General features: G+C 54.9%; 16 protein-coding genes and 1 pseudogene. 11 read left to right on the forward strand and 6 right to left on the reverse strand.

Annotation, left to right across the window (positions count from 1 at the left end):
- Positions 1 to 133: 133 nt before the first annotated feature.
- On the forward strand, positions 134 to 1,840 hold the full coding sequence (locus M655_RS03860; RefSeq protein WP_026558064.1) for a HAMP domain-containing methyl-accepting chemotaxis protein: 1,707 nt from the start codon (positions 134 to 136) through the stop codon (positions 1,838 to 1,840).
- Positions 1,841 to 2,019: 179 nt separating this feature from the next.
- Here the strand turns inward: M655_RS03860 and M655_RS27950 are convergent, their stop codons facing one another.
- Complete coding sequence (locus M655_RS27950; protein ID WP_353505616.1) at positions 2,020 to 2,481, reverse strand: hypothetical protein; 462 nt, start codon at positions 2,479 to 2,481, stop codon at positions 2,020 to 2,022.
- A 1-nt stretch (position 2,482) separates the two neighbouring features.
- Here M655_RS27950 and M655_RS27955 point away from each other — a divergent pair, with 1 nt between their 5' ends.
- Both M655_RS27955 and M655_RS03870 read left to right on the forward strand, forming a co-directional pair.
- On the forward strand, positions 2,483 to 2,647 hold the full coding sequence (locus M655_RS27955) for a hypothetical protein (RefSeq protein ID WP_353505636.1): 165 nt from the start codon (positions 2,483 to 2,485) through the stop codon (positions 2,645 to 2,647).
- A gap of 199 nt (positions 2,648 to 2,846) precedes the next feature.
- On the forward strand, positions 2,847 to 3,320 hold the full coding sequence (locus M655_RS03870) for a DUF5680 domain-containing protein (RefSeq protein WP_035423166.1): 474 nt from the start codon (positions 2,847 to 2,849) through the stop codon (positions 3,318 to 3,320).
- A 158-nt stretch (positions 3,321 to 3,478) separates the two neighbouring features.
- Here M655_RS03870 and M655_RS03875 read toward each other — a convergent pair whose 3' ends face one another.
- A complete protein-coding gene (locus M655_RS03875; protein ID WP_051353948.1) occupies positions 3,479 to 4,243 on the reverse strand; it encodes an alpha/beta fold hydrolase in 765 nt (254 codons plus the stop codon).
- A gap of 118 nt (positions 4,244 to 4,361) precedes the next feature.
- On the opposite strand from M655_RS03875, the gene M655_RS03880 reads away from it, so the two are divergent.
- Genes M655_RS03880 through M655_RS03895 form a run of 4 tightly spaced genes read left to right on the forward strand, consistent with a single transcriptional unit; the run spans position 4,362 to position 7,366 of the window.
- The gene (locus M655_RS03880; RefSeq protein ID WP_026558061.1) at positions 4,362 to 4,622 is read left to right on the forward strand and encodes a hypothetical protein; all 261 of its coding nucleotides are present in this window, start codon (positions 4,362 to 4,364) and stop codon (positions 4,620 to 4,622) included.
- A gap of 4 nt (positions 4,623 to 4,626) precedes the next feature.
- Positions 4,627 to 5,703, forward strand: coding sequence for a FecCD family ABC transporter permease (locus M655_RS03885; RefSeq protein ID WP_025847276.1), 1,077 nt, complete (start codon positions 4,627 to 4,629; stop codon positions 5,701 to 5,703).
- Positions 5,704 to 5,721: 18 nt separating this feature from the next.
- A complete protein-coding gene (locus M655_RS03890; RefSeq protein WP_286086026.1) occupies positions 5,722 to 6,489 on the forward strand; it encodes an ABC transporter ATP-binding protein in 768 nt (255 codons plus the stop codon).
- A 16-nt stretch (positions 6,490 to 6,505) separates the two neighbouring features.
- Positions 6,506 to 7,366, forward strand: coding sequence for a class I SAM-dependent methyltransferase (locus M655_RS03895; protein ID WP_026558059.1), 861 nt, complete (start codon positions 6,506 to 6,508; stop codon positions 7,364 to 7,366).
- Positions 7,367 to 7,410: 44 nt separating this feature from the next.
- On the opposite strand, the gene M655_RS03900 is transcribed toward M655_RS03895, so the two are convergent.
- Positions 7,411 to 8,511, reverse strand: a complete 1,101-nt coding sequence (locus M655_RS03900) for a suppressor of fused domain protein (protein WP_026558058.1) — start codon at positions 8,509 to 8,511, stop codon at positions 7,411 to 7,413.
- Positions 8,512 to 8,657: 146 nt separating this feature from the next.
- Here M655_RS03900 and M655_RS03905 point away from each other — a divergent pair, with 146 nt between their 5' ends.
- The 3 genes from M655_RS03905 to M655_RS03915 all read left to right on the forward strand — a co-directional run bounded on the left by M655_RS03905 (position 8,658) and on the right by M655_RS03915 (position 10,933).
- The gene (locus M655_RS03905) at positions 8,658 to 9,836 is read left to right on the forward strand and encodes a DUF4272 domain-containing protein (protein ID WP_025847284.1); all 1,179 of its coding nucleotides are present in this window, start codon (positions 8,658 to 8,660) and stop codon (positions 9,834 to 9,836) included.
- A gap of 230 nt (positions 9,837 to 10,066) precedes the next feature.
- Positions 10,067 to 10,525, forward strand: coding sequence for a hypothetical protein (locus M655_RS03910; RefSeq protein WP_026558057.1), 459 nt, complete (start codon positions 10,067 to 10,069; stop codon positions 10,523 to 10,525).
- A gap of 36 nt (positions 10,526 to 10,561) precedes the next feature.
- The gene (locus M655_RS03915; protein WP_026558056.1) at positions 10,562 to 10,933 is read left to right on the forward strand and encodes a hypothetical protein; all 372 of its coding nucleotides are present in this window, start codon (positions 10,562 to 10,564) and stop codon (positions 10,931 to 10,933) included.
- Between the two features lie 165 nt (positions 10,934 to 11,098).
- On the opposite strand, the pseudogene M655_RS03920 reads toward M655_RS03915, so the two are convergent.
- A pseudogene (locus M655_RS03920) lies at positions 11,099 to 12,598 on the reverse strand (peptide ABC transporter substrate-binding protein).
- A 551-nt stretch (positions 12,599 to 13,149) separates the two neighbouring features.
- Positions 13,150 to 13,716 (reverse strand): DoxX family membrane protein, encoded by a 567-nt coding sequence (locus tag M655_RS03925; protein ID WP_025847290.1) that lies wholly within the window; start codon positions 13,714 to 13,716, stop codon positions 13,150 to 13,152.
- 312 nt (positions 13,717 to 14,028) lie between these two features.
- Between M655_RS03925 and M655_RS03930 the strand changes: the two genes are divergently transcribed.
- Positions 14,029 to 14,451 (forward strand): hypothetical protein, encoded by a 423-nt coding sequence (locus M655_RS03930; protein ID WP_026558055.1) that lies wholly within the window; start codon positions 14,029 to 14,031, stop codon positions 14,449 to 14,451.
- On the opposite strand, the gene M655_RS03935 is transcribed toward M655_RS03930, so the two are convergent.
- A complete protein-coding gene (locus M655_RS03935; protein ID WP_026558054.1) occupies positions 14,446 to 15,312 on the reverse strand; it encodes an RNA polymerase sigma-70 factor in 867 nt (288 codons plus the stop codon). The genes M655_RS03930 and M655_RS03935 overlap by 6 nt on opposite strands.
- Between the last annotated feature and the right edge of the window lie 46 nt (positions 15,313 to 15,358).

Below are 15,358 nucleotides of genomic sequence, written 5' to 3' on the forward strand. Positions count from 1 at the left end.
AAACAGCCAAGCGGGCTCCTTTTTCTGTGCCAATGATTCAAAATCATGATTTGATACAATCTGCTCGTTTCAACGCATTTTCCAAAGGGTACATAGTACAAACAGAAAATGTTGAAAGTAGGAGAAAAATCAAATGAAACTCACAGTCGGAAAAAAGCTGTACGCAGCGTTTTTGGTGACGTTGTTGCTGATGGCGTCAGTCGGCGGGCTGGGCATTTATCAAATGAAAAATCTGAACGAAAAGGCAGTGGAGATCAATACGAGCTGGCTACCGGCCGTCGAAGATATCAATCATTTGAACTACTTGACGGAGCATGCCCGCGCTGTCCTGCTCAAGCATATTTTTTATCAAAGCAGAGAGGACAAGGAACCGCTGGAAAAGGAACTGGAGCAAGCCATGCAAGAGGTGAAAGCCGAGATCGCGTCCTACGAAAGCACGCTGGAAGAGGACGATGTGGAGGACAGGAAGATTTTCAATGCCTTCAAGAGCAACTGGGAAAAATACGAGCAAATTTATGAGCCGCTGCTTGCGGCTTCCCGCCTGAACGACACGGCAAGCATCCAGGCGGCGATCAAGGAAACGACGGTCTTGTTCACAGAGATGGACAACGATCTCAATGCCCTGGTCAAAATCAATCATGACGGAGCCAATCGGGAGAGCGAGGAAGCTGCCGCGATTTACGCCGAGGGGAGAACCGTCACGCTCGTGATGATGAGCGTTTCCCTTTTGCTGACCTTTGTGTTCGCGGCGGTAATCACAAACGGGATTCGCAAGCGGCTGCAAAAGCTCGCCCATCAGGTGAATGCGGTAGCGGAAGGCAATTTGCGGCTGGAAGCCCTCCCGGCAAAAGAAACGGACGAGATTGCAGAGCTGACCCGCGATTTCAACAACATGCTGGCGAAGCTGCGCGAGATTGTTTTCCAGGTGAACATGACCGCCCAGCAAGTCGCCGCCTCTTCGGAGCAACTGACAGCCAGTGCCGAACAGTCGGCCAAGGCGGCCGAGCATATTGCCGTGGCGATTCAGGAGGTGGCGAGCGGCTCGGAGAAACAGGTGCAGGGCGTAGAAGAGAGCTTCCGCACCGTGGAAGAAATGTCTGGCGACTCCGAGCAGATTGCCGCCAAGGCCAACTCCGTGGCGGACATCTCGCTGCAAGCCTCCGAGCTGGCGCAGGCCGGAAACCAGTCTGTGCAAACGACCTCGAGCCAGATGAACGCGATTCATTCGACGATGAACGAGCTGGCCCACGTCGTAAAAGGATTGGGAGAGCGCTCCACAGAGATCGGGCAAATTATCGAAGTGATTACGGATATTGCGGATCGGACGAACCTGCTGGCGTTGAACGCGGCGATTGAGGCGTCCAGAGCCGGAGAAAGCGGGCGTGGCTTCGCGGTGGTCGCCGCAGAAGTGCGGAAACTGGCGGAGCAGTCGCAAGCCTCTGCCGAGCAGATCGCCCTGTTGATCCAGGCGATTCAGCAGGAGACGGCGAAGGCTGTCTCGACGATGGAAGCAGGCACGAAGGAAGTGCAGGAAGGCATGCATGTCGTGCAGCGCGCAGGGCAAACGTTTGAGCAAATTCAGCAGTCTGTACTGGAGGTGGCAGCGCAGATTCAGGAAGTCTCGGCCGCTTCCGGCCACCTCGCTACAGGTGCCGAGCGCGTCGTTCATGCGATCCAGTTGATTTCCGGCGTAGCGCAGACGGTGGCCGCAGGCACGCAAAATATTACGGCTGCGGCCGAAGAACAGTTGGCGTCGATGGAGGATATTACTTCTTCGGCGGCAGCGCTCTCCAACATGGCCGAGGAGCTGCAATCATCCGTGCGCGTATTTAAGCTGTAGCGTCTGTCCTTTCCCTCCTGGAACAGATAGAATGGGAAGTATGGAGTCTTCTTGACTAGGAGGAAAACATGTATAAAGTTGGGGTTATCGGTCCTCATTCATCCGTCGAACGAATCATTCAGCTCGGAAAAGAATATGAACTGACGATGACATTCGTGGGGTATTACCAGCATGAGTTTTTAAACAAGGTGAGCATCGACGAGATTACGACCTCCCATCTGGAACAGGCTCTGCAACAGATAGATATCCAGCCGCAGGAGATGTATGTGAAAACTTTTGACGTGCATTCCAGCACGCAGGAGCTGATTGATTTTCACCTGGAGCTGTATAAAAGCGAGAAAACGAAAGGGGCCCTGGCCTGCTTTGAGGCGGTCTATCTGGCGCTGACCGAAGCGGGGGTGCCGACCTACCGGATCGCGAGCACGGACATGGAAATTCGCCAGGCGCTGCGCATTCTCGCGGAAAAAATCCGTACCTTTTACTACAAGGACACGCAGATTGGCGTGCAACTGGTGGAATTGGAGCAGTTTGAAAAAATTAGCGAGAAAGCGAAAAGCTTCTACCATTTGCAGTTTTTTGAGATGAAGGTCAAAGAAACGCTGCTGCGCTACTGTGAAAAGCTGGACTGCGATTGTCGCCATCGTGGGAGCGATCGGGATTTACTGCGAGGACAACCGGAAGGCGATCGAAGAGCTGACGCTGGAAGAATTGCAGCAGATCAGCCCGCACATCGAAGGCGATCTGTACGCGTTTATTGATTATCAAAACATCCTGAACAAAGGGATTAAAGTGGGATTGCTGCGCTAGCAGAAGGACGAAGGGCTGGCTTTTCCTTCGCGCCGGGACGGGCAATCCAACGATGAAAAACTGCGAGAAGCAGGAAGGACAGCGAGCCACCCGATGAGGTGGCTTGCTTTTTGGGGAAATTGCAAGAAAATTTTTACAGGAAATCGCCCGCTTTTCTTGAACTGTATGTAGGAAACGAACCGAAAAAGAGGTGTTGGGAATGCGTGACCTTTTTTCCGTTGCCGACCTGGAAACGTTCATCGTGCAAGCCAAGCAGCACACTTATGTAGGGGGAGCCAAGCGGCTTTTGCCGTATCGGCTCGGGTCCAAGGACATTCAATACGTAAGCGGGGAGTGGGCCTATCACGACAGTTATTTGGGAGAGAGCGATTTTATCGGGCAAGAGGTTGTGTATTTCCGAAAAAGCCCGGTGTGGGCGATGAATTATTTTGGCTACATCACCAAGCCGGAGCGAATCGACGCGCATGCCGCGGGACTGATGATTAAGGCCAGCTTGTCGAACATGTACGCGGAGGGCCGTTTTTTGGGAGCATTCGAGCATGTGCAGGACGATTTGCGCTATGTCGATACGAATGAGGGCGATGCGACCTTTTTTCAGGGGAAAGAATTTATTTACCGCCAGGATGAGATTGTCTATGAATTGCTCTATCACGGCGGGGTGTTGAAAAAGTAGGGGCTGCGTAAGCGGCTGCGGTGCCTTTTTCGCCATGATCGTGAAGACGAAAAACGCCAACCTTAGCTGCTCGAAGCGATCCAGCAAAAAAGCTATGGAAGCCACCCGGAAAAGGTGGCTTTTTGAATGATGTGTTCATCATCAATCTGCGAGCCCGGTTATTTTGGGGGAAGCGCGCGGATTGCGCGGACAAAAGACACGATGGTGTCGATCAGCTCTGCCTCCTGCTCCCACAGCACCAGATGCCCCGAAGCGATTTCGTGGTAGCGCGCGTCAGGCAGGAGCGCGGCCAGTTCTCTGGTTTGTTCGACAGGCACCATGCGGTCGTAAGTCAAGCCGATGACTTGCGCCGGGGCGGTAACTTTGCCAAGCAAGGGCCGCAGGTTGATGCGAGTGTCAAGTTCAGCCTGTTTGCCAGTCCCTTCGGCAAGTGTCGCAGCCAGATTGGCTGTAAACTCGTGCAACTGTTCCACGGTTTGAAAGGAGCTGTAAAAGGTCGAGCTAAAGCCGGTATGGATGGCGAATTGGGCGAACAGCTCCCGATCTTGACGGAACAGCTTTTGCCACAGATCGAACTGGTAGGCGATGGCCAGATCGCTTTCTACCCAGCCCGCGATTGGCGTCACGGATTGGACCCGCTCGGGGTATTTGGCGGCGATGGCAGTCGCGATGACGGCACCGAGCGAATAGCCTACGACATGAAAGCGTGTAAAGCCTTCCTGCGTAACAGCTTGCACATTTTGCTCGATCAAATCGTCCAGCTCCAGCCGTTCGCGGGAATCTTGCGTTTTGCCCGAGCCGCTGTAATTGGGGGTGATGACGGTAAAGTCAGGTGCCAGAGTGTTTCTAAGATTGCCCCACGTGCCTTCGTAACTGCCTCCTGTGCCGTGAATCAATAGCACGGCAGGCCCGTTTCCTTCCACGGCATAGCATGGGCTCCTCCTCGAAATCGTGTTTTACAAAAGTGATCTTACCGAATACACTATAAAAAAGTAAGTACGAACTTTTTCGTTGAATACTTACCAAAAGGGAAGTGAAACGATGGGGAACCAGCAGGTGATGTATCAAATAAACGGCAAGCAGTTTCAGTGTCCGATTGAGTTGTCGGTGTCCATTCTTGCCGGAAGGTGGAAAACGACGATCATTTGCCGGTATATCGGCAATCTCCAGTTGGCCAAATATTTGTACCCGGATAAATTCCAGGATATCGAGCCGGAGCAGTATGCGAAGGAGTATTTTGAAAAATGGTTAGGCGTGCCGTACCAAGGCATTTGGCACTATTCGTTCAAGGATGTTCAGTAGCCGTATGCAGCCAGTGGACAAGCTTGTAGAACGGCCGATCCATGCGATCTATCAAGGCAGCGTCAAAAGCAAGCTGGGGATGCTCGCAACCCTCTTGCTCCTGCTGGCGCTATCCACCCTGTATGCGATCAGTCAGGGAGCGGTAAAAGTGCCGCTGCCTGAGCTGCTGGCGATTTTGGCCGGGCAGCCTGCCGATGAAATGACGGCCTACATCGTGTTCGAAATCCGGCTGCCGCGCATGGTCATGGCGATCATCACGGGGATTTCGCTGGCGTGTGCCGGAGCGATCATGCAGGCGATTTTGCGCAATCCGCTGGCAGACCCGTTTACGCTCGGCGTATCGAGCGGAGCCGCTTTTGGAGCCGCATTGGCCATCGTGGCCGGGACGAGTGTGTTTGGCATCAATCTCGTCTCGACCGGGCAGTGGATGATCGCACTGAACGCGTTTGTGTTCGGCTGTCTCGCTGTGTGCGCGGTCTACGGCATCGCCAAGCTGAAAAACAGCTCGACGACGGTGCTGCTTTTGGCAGGGGTGGCGATAGGGCATTTGTTTTCGGCGGGGGTATCCGGTCTGAAGTATTTTTCCAACAACGAAGCGCTGAAAGACTTGGTCGTCTGGCTGATGGGCGGATTTTGGGGAGCGAAGTGGCAGGTGCTGCATATTTTGCTGCCGCTGGTCATGATCGCGCTCGTCATTTTGCTCAAATACGCCTGGGATTTGAATACGCTTGGCGCGGGAGAAGATGTTGCCCGTACCTTGGGCGTCAACGTCAAACAGGTGCGCTGGGTGTGCCTGCTGGTCGTCACCCTGATGGCTTCCGTCACGATTGCTTTTACGGGGATTATCGGGTTCATCGGGCTGGTGGCGCCGCATATCAGCAGAATTATCATCGGGACGGACTACCGCTTTTTGCTGCCGTGCTCCTGCCTGTTGGGCGCACTGCTGCTGCTCTTGTCAGATACGGCGGCGCGCCTGCTCCTGTCTCCGATCGAGATTCCGGTGGGAATTGTCACAGCGCTGTTCGGCGCTCCGTTTTTTGTTTATTTGCTGCTGAAAAAGCGCAAGGACTACTGGGCGTAGGGGGGCGATCGTGTGTTCATGCAGGTGAAGGACTTGGCGGTCCGGTACGGAGCAAAGACGATTTTGAAACAAATCCAGATGAGCCTGGCAAAAGGCGAGGTCGCAAGCATCATCGGGCCAAACGGTGCCGGGAAAACGACCTTGCTCAAAAGCCTGGCCTCGATCATCCCGGCAGAACGAGGGCGGATATGGATAGACGGCAAAGATGTCCGCTCGTACTCGGCCAACGAGTTGGCGAAAAAGCTCGGCTATGTGCCGCAGCAGGCTGCTTTTGGCTATCCGCTTACGGTGCTGGAAACCGTGCTGTTGGGCAGAAAGCCGTACATCCAGTGGAACGTGACGGCGTCCGACCTGCACATTGCAGGCGAGATCATGGAGCAACTGCAAATCGCGGGAATGGCGCAGCGATATACAGACGAGCTGAGCGGGGGCGAACGGCAAAAGGTGCTGATTGCTCGCGCGCTGGCCCAGCGGCCGGAAGTGTTGCTGCTGGACGAGCCGACATCCGCCCTCTACATTCGTCACCAGTTGGAGGTGCTGGAGCTGGTTCGCCAGCTTGCCCGTCAGCAGCAGGTGCTCGTCGTGCTGATTTTGCACGATCTCGAACTGGCCGCGCGGTACTCCGATCGGGTGTTTTTGCTGCAACAAGGAGAAATTTTTGCTTCCGGCAGGCCGGAGGAAGTGTTTACGCCTGCGCATATGGAGCAGGTGTACGGGGTAAAAGTCGAGATTGGGCAAGGGAGCTGCGGGCTGAAGCTGACGGCCATGCTGCCGGAGAAACGGTAAGCGGAGGGGGGAGACGATGTACTACGGAGTAAAGCTGATGATGAATGCGAAAAGCGCGTGGTTGGAAGGGATGAAAAACTGGGAAGGCCGCTTGCCGGAGCGCATGATCGACGACCAGCTTGAGGAAAGCTTTTGGGATCAGTTTTTGCAGCGAAAAAGAGCGGAGGTGGCAACCGACGGCTACGTGCAGGAGCTTGGCCGGGAGCTGCTGTCGTTCATCGAGGAAGGCGACGAGGTGCTGGAGATCGGGCCGGGCTGGGGAAACTACACGTTTGCGGCCGCGAGCAAAGCGGGAGCGCTCACCTGCGTAGACAGCTCGGCCAGCGTGCTGGGCTATCTGGAGCGGGAAGCGCGGGCGAAAGGCTTGTCCAACATGAGCTTCGTCCATGCCAAGTGGGAAGAGTACGAGCCGCCAGCCAGGCATGATGTCGTGTTTGGCGTCAACTGCTACTATCGGATGCAGGCGATCGATCAGGCGATGGCGTACATGAACAATGCGGCGAAGCGCTGGGCCGTCATCGGGATGACCAGCGGCCCGGAAAAACCGCACTACTGGGAGATTTACGAGAAGCTGGGGTACAAAATCAGATTTTCGCGCAGAGACTACATCCATCTGACCAACCTGCTCTACGAACTGGGCATTGATGTGAACTGCAAAATTGTCCCGCTGCAAAAAACGTATGTGTATGAGACGGAGGAGCAATTCGTCAGCCAAAACCTCAGCGCGATTATGGAGACGGACTATGACCGCGCGAAAGCCGAGGCGATATTGCGCAATCATTTGTCATGGGTAGACGGCAAGCCGGCGTATGTGCATCATTTCAAGGCCGCCTTGCTGTACTGGAGGCCGGAGAGAACGATCAGCCTGACGCGCTAACAGGAAACAACCCTGTCTGTTTCTTTGGCAGACAGGGTTGCTTTTTAGTTTTCGCTTGAATTAATCCATTTTTCATTTCGGTTGAAAATCCACTCGTCTGTCGTTCCCGCTGCCAGGCGGATCAACGCCTCTGTTCCATTCGCCTCAGCAAATTGCCGCTCCTGCTGGGTGAGCGGAATCATCCAGAGCAAGTTGACAGGATCGCCGTACACGTCGGCAAAAGGAATGGCCGGAGCGTGTTCCGGCTGGGCGAGCAGCATCGCGGTGAAGCGGCTGTCGATCTGGCTGATCTCCTGGCACGGAATCGTGTGCCCTTGGGCGAGGAAGGTCAGGTACGACCAGGGAAGCGACGTTTGCCCGCTGATGTAGGAGAGAAGCTGCTGTTCATTTTCAGCCAGCCATTTCGTTTCGCAGGCAAAAGCCAGCTCAAAGCGGCGCAGCCGCTCCGGTGATTCGGTGTACTGCTCGACTTTTGGCTGCGGCACAATGGATACGCCCAATGTGACCGCGTACGTGACGTCGCCCTTTTCGATCGTCACCAACGCTTTCGGGGGCCAGTGCCCGCCGTCGATGCCGTAATAATTTTTGACCGGGCCGAGGGCGGATGTGATCGCATCCAAGTATTGGTGTTGCAGCTCCGGCCAAGGATGCTCATCCCAGCTTGCCCAAAATTGCCGGGCAGACTCGATGCGCGCAAACAAAGCGTTCGTGTCTGGCGTTCCCAGCGGAAAACAGAGGGGAGATTCCGCAATGCAGTCGCGCGCATACGCCGGGTAGCTTGCGCCGTCAGGGCCTTGCCCCGCCCAGCCGGGAATGACGGCAAGCACCTCGTCCTCGTAGAGCAGTGCGGCGGCATCCCCCTCCGCGAACCAGATGATCGACAGTTTGTCCGGGTCGAGCTTTTCCGCCCCAGACGGATGCGCACAGCAGTCGCGCGGCAGCATGGGCGCATGGCCGTCTTCCATCGCGGAAAAATCTAGCGACTCGGGGGCTGGCCCGTAGTTTCGCACCCAGCAGGAGCGGATGTTGGCGTATTCCTGTCCGGGAAAATCCCACAAATAAAAGTAGACGCCGGATTCGTCTTCTTCGACAAAGGCTTGAATCTCGCAAAGGGGAGAAAATTGTTCCAATAGGATGTTTTTCATCAGGTCACCTTCCAGCGGAAAAATGGTTGATCGCAAAAATAGGTAGATGTAAACTTGCAGGAACAGGGGTAGAATACCATAATTGACTATTGGTGGCAAAAAAATTGCGGCAAGAAAAAATATACGCACGAAAGCGGGGAGCAATGATGAACCAGTGTACGCTGTACGTTTCCATAGCCGATCCTCAAAAAATCGTGGAAGCTATTGTAGCGGCGTTTCGCGATAGAGAGGTGCAATTTTCCGGGGATGGGCAAAGTGTGACGGTTACCGACAAAAAATGGTTTAGCAAAAGCACACTGACGTTCAACTTCATGCGCGAGGACGCAGATCCGGAGCGTTTTCTCCAGATGAAGCAAGGGATGTACGGCTTCTTTGCCAGAATCGACACCCCGCATGAAAAGGTCAAGGAAAAGCTGCTCATCCAGATTACCGCGCTGAACGTGGCGGTAGGCATCGTCGCCAGCAAGGAAATGGACGAGGAAACGCTCACCTTGATCCTGGCCGTGGCTGAAGAAGTGTCAGGCCTTGTTTTTCTCCCGACAGGCGACATGCTGGACAAGCAGGGCAGGCTGATTTTGAATACAGAGGGCGACTCCGAGGTGGACGATTTTCTCGTGACGGTCAGCTCGGATTTCCTCGATCGGCACGTGCAGCCGTCCCAGTCTGGCGAAGAGCGAAAAGCGCGGAGCATCCGGCTTTTGCAGGAGCGAGGAATCCCGTACATTGCGCACCTGCCTGCGATCGTGGGGGACGAGAATGCCGTCATCCGAAGCAAGGAGGAAATCGTGCAGCGGGCGATTGCGCTGTGCCTGATTGCCGTCTACGCGGCCGGAATCGCGGAGAATGGGCAGATCGCGGAAGAGCGCGAGTTCATCGAAGGCATCATCGACCAGTATGGGGCCGCTTCGTTCTTTACAGAAAAAGAACGGCAACTGCTCGATGACCCGAACCCGAGCCAGACCGACATGATCCAGATGGCGTGGATGTACGAATGCTACTGGGTGCTGTTGTGGGCGCTCGGCTACAAAAAGGAGCTGGAGTTTCCAGGCGAGATTTGCGATGTCAGCTTCGCTATCGACGTGCTGCGCAGCGCCGGCGATTATCAAACTTTCTACGACAACGCGGTCGTGCGCAGCAAGGCAGAGATTTTGGATCAGGCAGATTTGATCTACCGCTACGATTGGGCGTGCGTGGATGCGCGCATCAACAACCGGACGGTAGCAGGCGGCCTGGATGCAGGAGTGGTGCTGGAGAGGCACCGCGCGCTGAACTGGCTCATTCGTTACATGGAGGACGAGTGGGATCACGTGCAGTTGGATACGTAAATAATGGAGCGGAATATTTGAATAGTGTCATCACAGAAACAGGCTGATACCGTTGTGGGCGGTGTCAGCCTGTTTGGCGTTCCCCAAAATGCGTTTTTGGAAACGGCTTGTTAATACAATCCGCTTTTTCCCGTATTAACTAGCGTGAGACTCACAGGAACCACAACAAATTGCGCAATTTGTTCGATTGGCATGTCTAAAGTCAAGAGAAGGGAGGGGAAGGGAAGCCGTTGGAGATCGTCCAACTGACCACGGGCGTCCGCCAAAGCGAGAAGGGCGAGAGCCGTGGGGAAAGCATGGCGGAAGCCCAATACGCGGCTGGGGAGAAGAGCGTGAACTTCCTGATCTCCCAGGGCGGGGAAAACGGCATCGGGACGACCGAAGAAGTCAAAACAGAGGTGCTCGCAGGCACGAAGGTGTACTTCGCGAACGGAATTGTGATCTGGGAGCAGAACGGGTACACGATCGAGATGTACGCGCGTGAGGATTTTGATTCCGCTACACTGGGCAAAGTGATCGAGGGCTTCGCGGTGGGGGCGCCGCTTACGCAAGCGGAAGTCGAGCAGGCGAAAGAAAAGTATAGGAGTGCGGTTCCGGCGGAAGGGGCGCTCCCAGGCAACAGCACCCGTTGCTCACCCGGATCGGAAAAAGCGAGGCGCTGCTTCAACGCTTTTTGCAAAAGCAACTGACGTAAAAACGGCTGGAGGGCGCGATGCTGGAACAAGGTGCATTTCGCTCGGCGGCGGAGATTCCCCCCCGGCTATCTGGAAAAGACGGCAAGCCTCCTGCAATCTCCGCGCATCAGCAGGACGCATGCAGAGCTGCTTCGGTATTTCATGCACGATTTTCGCGGGATGGAGTGGGAGCGAGCTGTCCGCTTTCCCGTGCAGGTCGTTTGGGGCAACCGCGATATGGCCTATCACATGTCGCGCGAGCAGGAGGAAGCTTTGCAGCGTGCCGGGTTTGCGGTCCAGCGCATCGACCGGGCGCACCATTTTCCGCTCAGCCATCCCGTAGAAACAGCGAGCCTGCTGCGAATGCGAAGAGACAGCCAGCAGTCTCCGCCGACAAACGCAATGGCGGCGGATCGCGCATGAAAAAAGGCACGGCTTGCCGTTTGACCGACCATAAGCTGATTTCTCTCCATTAATCAACAACGCCAAGGCGATTTGCACGAAAAAAGGAGCCATGCCGGATATCCGGGCAAAGCTCCTTTTGGCGATTGGCGAAGAGGGCAGGCGTGGAAGCGGCGGGCGGTTGCGCTACTTTTCGATATACGCGTACTTGAAGTACGAGCCGCCGAGCGGGAAGATCACGAAGTCTTTCACCTTGTCGTTTTTCACGTAGGCGTTGCCGCGGAAGTGCAGCGGCGCGAGCGGCATTTCCTCCATGAGAATTTTTTCGGCGTCAAACATCAGTTGCTTACGCTTTTGGGCGTCGGTTTCGTAGTAGCTTTTGTTCAGCAGATCGCGGTATTCCTTGTTGTCGAAGCGCACGACGTTGTTGCCGCCTTCTTTGTCCTTGTACATTTCCAGGAAGTTGATCGGGTCGTTGAAATCGGCGCCCCACAGCCAGATGCCGAAGTCGTATTTTCCGTTCTGCACGTCCTCGTTGAAAACTTTCCACTCGGCTGTGCGAATGTCGATGTTGATGCCGAGCGTTTTTGTCCATTCGTCTTGCAGCGCTTGCGCGATCTTTTTGTCGGTTTCGCCCGTGTCGTAGTAGTACGTGACTTTCGGGAACTCGCTCAGTCCCAGCTCCTTCATTCCTTCGGCCAGAAGCTGCTTCGCTTTTTCCGCGTCTTCCTTGAAGTACCCGTCCGGATTCAGCCCCATGGACGTAGGCACCCAACCGTAAGCAGGCGGCACGCCAGTTTGCAAAATGTTGTCGATCAACATTTGCCGATTGATCGAGTAGGCGAAAGCCTGGCGAATTTTTTTTGTTGGTAAACGGCGGCTGTTGCGTGTTGAAAATAACGGCTTTTGTGCCGGGATTATCCGCGACCACCAGCTTGCCTTCCTCCCAATAGGTGGGGCTTTTGCTGAAGGCGAGCTTGGCTTTATGCTCCCATGTGTCAATGACAAACGGGCCGTTGCCGACGATGGTCGAGGCGTCGTTCGCCCACTTCGGATTGCTCTCCAATGTTTTTTGTGCAGGGGGTAGTAAGTAGTGAATGAAGTCAGTTCGCGGAAAAACGGTGTCGGTGAGCGTAAGGTGAAGTCGAGTGTGTAGTCGTCTTTTGCTTTGACGCCGACGTCTTCGGCTTTGCCTGTGCCGTTGAAAAACTCTTCGCCGCCTTTGAGATAAAAAAGCTGGTAGGCGTAGCCGGAGGCGGTTTTCGGATCGAGATTGCGCTTGATCGCGTATTCAAAATCGTGTGCGGTGACAGGATCGCCGTTGCTCCATTTGGCGTCTTTTCGCAGCGTGAAGGTGAAGTGGGTGAAGTCAGGGGAGTTGGTAAAGCTCTCTGCCGTTCCGTTAATCATCTCGAATTGCCGATCCACAATCGTCAGCCCTTCAAAAGCGAGATTAATCATGTCCATGCTAGAGGCGTCGGTGGCGATGCCCGGGTCCATCGTCGTCGGCTCGCCCGTGATGCTCCAGTGCAAGACCATCGGTTCCTGCGCGGCAGACTTTTCTGTTCCGTCAGCAGCTTGCTGGTTTGCAGCAGGTTCGGCATTTTCAGCGGGCGTGGTCGTACAGCCGATGAGCAAACTTGCCAGCAATGACGTGCTACAAACGACGCGTAACCATGTTTTCATCAGTGACCCCTTATTTATTCAGAAAATTTAAAAACAATTACCTGGAAGGATAATCCAGTTGGCGAGAGCTGTCATTCAACACGATGTATAAATATGCACAGAGATTGTTCCTTTACAGGAGAGGAAAATTCATACAATTTGTCCTTTCAGCAAAACGGCAGAGGGAAGGAGAGGGCTTGAAATAGTGGCTGGGCTGGTCAAAAGCAAAGCGCTGATCTACACCCGCGATATGCGGGGTGACCAGCGCTTTTGTTTGTTGTATGCAGTTCGTAATTGGAAGAACGTCTTGTGCATACGCATATTTGCGCGGCTCGGGAGAACGCCTCGTGCATTCCCGCATGTCGCGACTTAGAGCGAATGCCTCGAGCATTCCCGCATGTTGCGACTTAGAGCGAATGCCTCGAGCATTCCCGCATGTTGCGACTTGGAGCAAACGCCTCGTGCATCCCCATATTCCGCGACTTGGAGCGAATGTCTCGAGCATTCCCGCATGTCGCGACTTGGGGAGAACGTCTCGAGCATTCCCGCATGTCGCGACTTGGTGCGAACGCCTAGTTTATCCCCACATTCCGCGACTTGGAACGCGTCCACGGAGTGCCGAGATACGAAAGCGCCCAGCGGTCCAGACCGTACCAGCCTGCTACTTTCCAGGCCAGAACGAGCCAGGTGGCAAAAATGAACAGCAGTGGGTTGGTGCTGATTGTTCCTGCGAACAGGAAGCTGACGTTCATCAGCCCGCCGAAGAAGGCGGCGATGCCCGTGAGCAGCCCGAGGATCAGGCCCAGGCCGACGAGCACCTCTCCGTAGGCGACCATGAAGCCGAACAGCTTGGCGTTAGGCAGTACCGCATTTTCCAGGAACCAGGCGTACCAGGAAGTGACGTCTTTTCCTTCTGCCGCTTTCGCGAGCGAGCCTTTGATGAAGCCTTCGATGGCCGCTCCGGCTTTGTCCCCGGTCCAGGTGTCGGTATGGATTTTTTTCCAGCCGGCTGTGATCCAGGCGTATCCGACATACAGACGGATGAGGAGCCAAATCCAGGCTGAACGGGTGCTGGTGAACAAAAACTGGGATACGGGATTTTCAGGGATGATGATTTCGTTGTTGTTTGGTGGACGCATGTGTACGTGCCCTCCTTTAAAAAAATAGAATGGATACCCTGTGATGGATATTGATTCCAGGTGATTTTAACACAAGGACTGGCTGCCTGGTGTGGTTTTGGGCATAAGTTCATAGGTTGTTCTTTGACACTATTGCCACGATGTTAACCGTAGTTCTATAGTCATGTGTCCCGGTATCCATACGGCTTGCGGCCCCGGCAAGAAAACATCGTTTTTCCGAAATAAAGTCATTAGCGAGAAATGTTGACAAGTTAAGATATGGTGAATTGCGTTGAGGTTTGTTAAAAATATGCTGACCAATGGAGCGCAGTTATGAGGCGAAATTTTGTATCTTTTCAGATGAAGCTCAGCGTGATGATTTCGCTGTTTACGATGCTGGTGGCGATTGTGCTGTCACTCATCGACTATGCGCAGCTCAAGAAAACGATTCTGACTGAAAAAGCGGTCCAATACCAGCTCGTGGAAGATCGGGTCATCCACGCGGTAAAATGTGGACCTCGTCTCGTGTACAGCGTTTTTGAACAGGACATGGAGGGGCGCATGCAGCGCGCGCTGGAAAAGCTGGCGAAAAACTGCGAGCGCAGCCCCGACGTGCAGAGTTGGGACTATGCGGCTTTGCGCGAGCAGTACGGGATGGATTTTTTCGTCATCGACCGAACGATCAAAGTGGTCGATTCGAGCGTCACACGTGAAAACGCCCCCTTCGAGTCAGCCGCGAAGGGGGCGTTGCTATGAGCGAACCGCTTGCAACTTATCCGGGTTGCGGACGAAGTACAGGCGATAAAGCCGTCCGTTTTGCAGGTGGGGGAAAACGACCGTGTCCACCTCGCCGTCCTGGCGGATGACGAGCGCCACTTGCCCGTTTAGCGGCGCAAGCTCTATCGCAAACGAAGCGTTTTTGGCGAAGCGGGCGCTCAGGCCGAGCAAAAAACGGGCGACGCGCTCGCCGGACACAATCGGACGAATCGCTGCGGACACTTTGCCGCCGCCGTCGGTGAGCAGCTCGGCGTCAGCGGACAAGAGGGCCAGCAAAGCCGTTACATTTCCTTGCTCCAGCGCGGCGAGAAAGCGGCTCATCCATTGTTCGCCGAGTTCGGTTTCCTTGGCGCGGATCGGGGCATCGGGGGCGATTCCCAGCTTGCCTTTGGCCCGGCTGATGAGCTTGCGGCAATTGGCTTCGCTTTTGTCAACCAGCCCGGCAATCTCGCCGTAGTCGAAGCCAAACGCTTCGCGCAGGACAAAAACCGCCCGCTCCGCCGGGGACAGCCGCTCCAGAAGTACGAGCATGGCGTAAGACAGCAGATCTTTGGTGACGACGGCATCATAGCTGTCGGCTTCCGGTGTCGGGATCGGCTCCGGGAGCCATGGCCCTGTGTACAGCTCCCGCTTGTGGCGGGCCGATTTCAACAGATCGAGACAGCGGTTTGTCGTCATTTTGCACAAGTACGCTTTCGGCTCCGCGATTTGCTCCAGCGCGACGCCATGGGCTTTCAAAAAGACGTCCTGAACGATGTCTTCTGCGTCCGTGGACGAGCCTGTCAGTTGGTAAGCAAGATGAAACAGCAGTCCTTTGTATTGCTGGTACAACGCCTCCATCGCGCGCTCCTTTCCTTTTTCAGCCAGAGCTGCCTGCCTTTTTTCC

It is taken from the genome of Brevibacillus sp. NSP2.1, assembly GCF_000470975.2.
Taxonomy (GTDB): domain Bacteria; phylum Bacillota; class Bacilli; order Brevibacillales; family Brevibacillaceae; genus Brevibacillus; species Brevibacillus agri.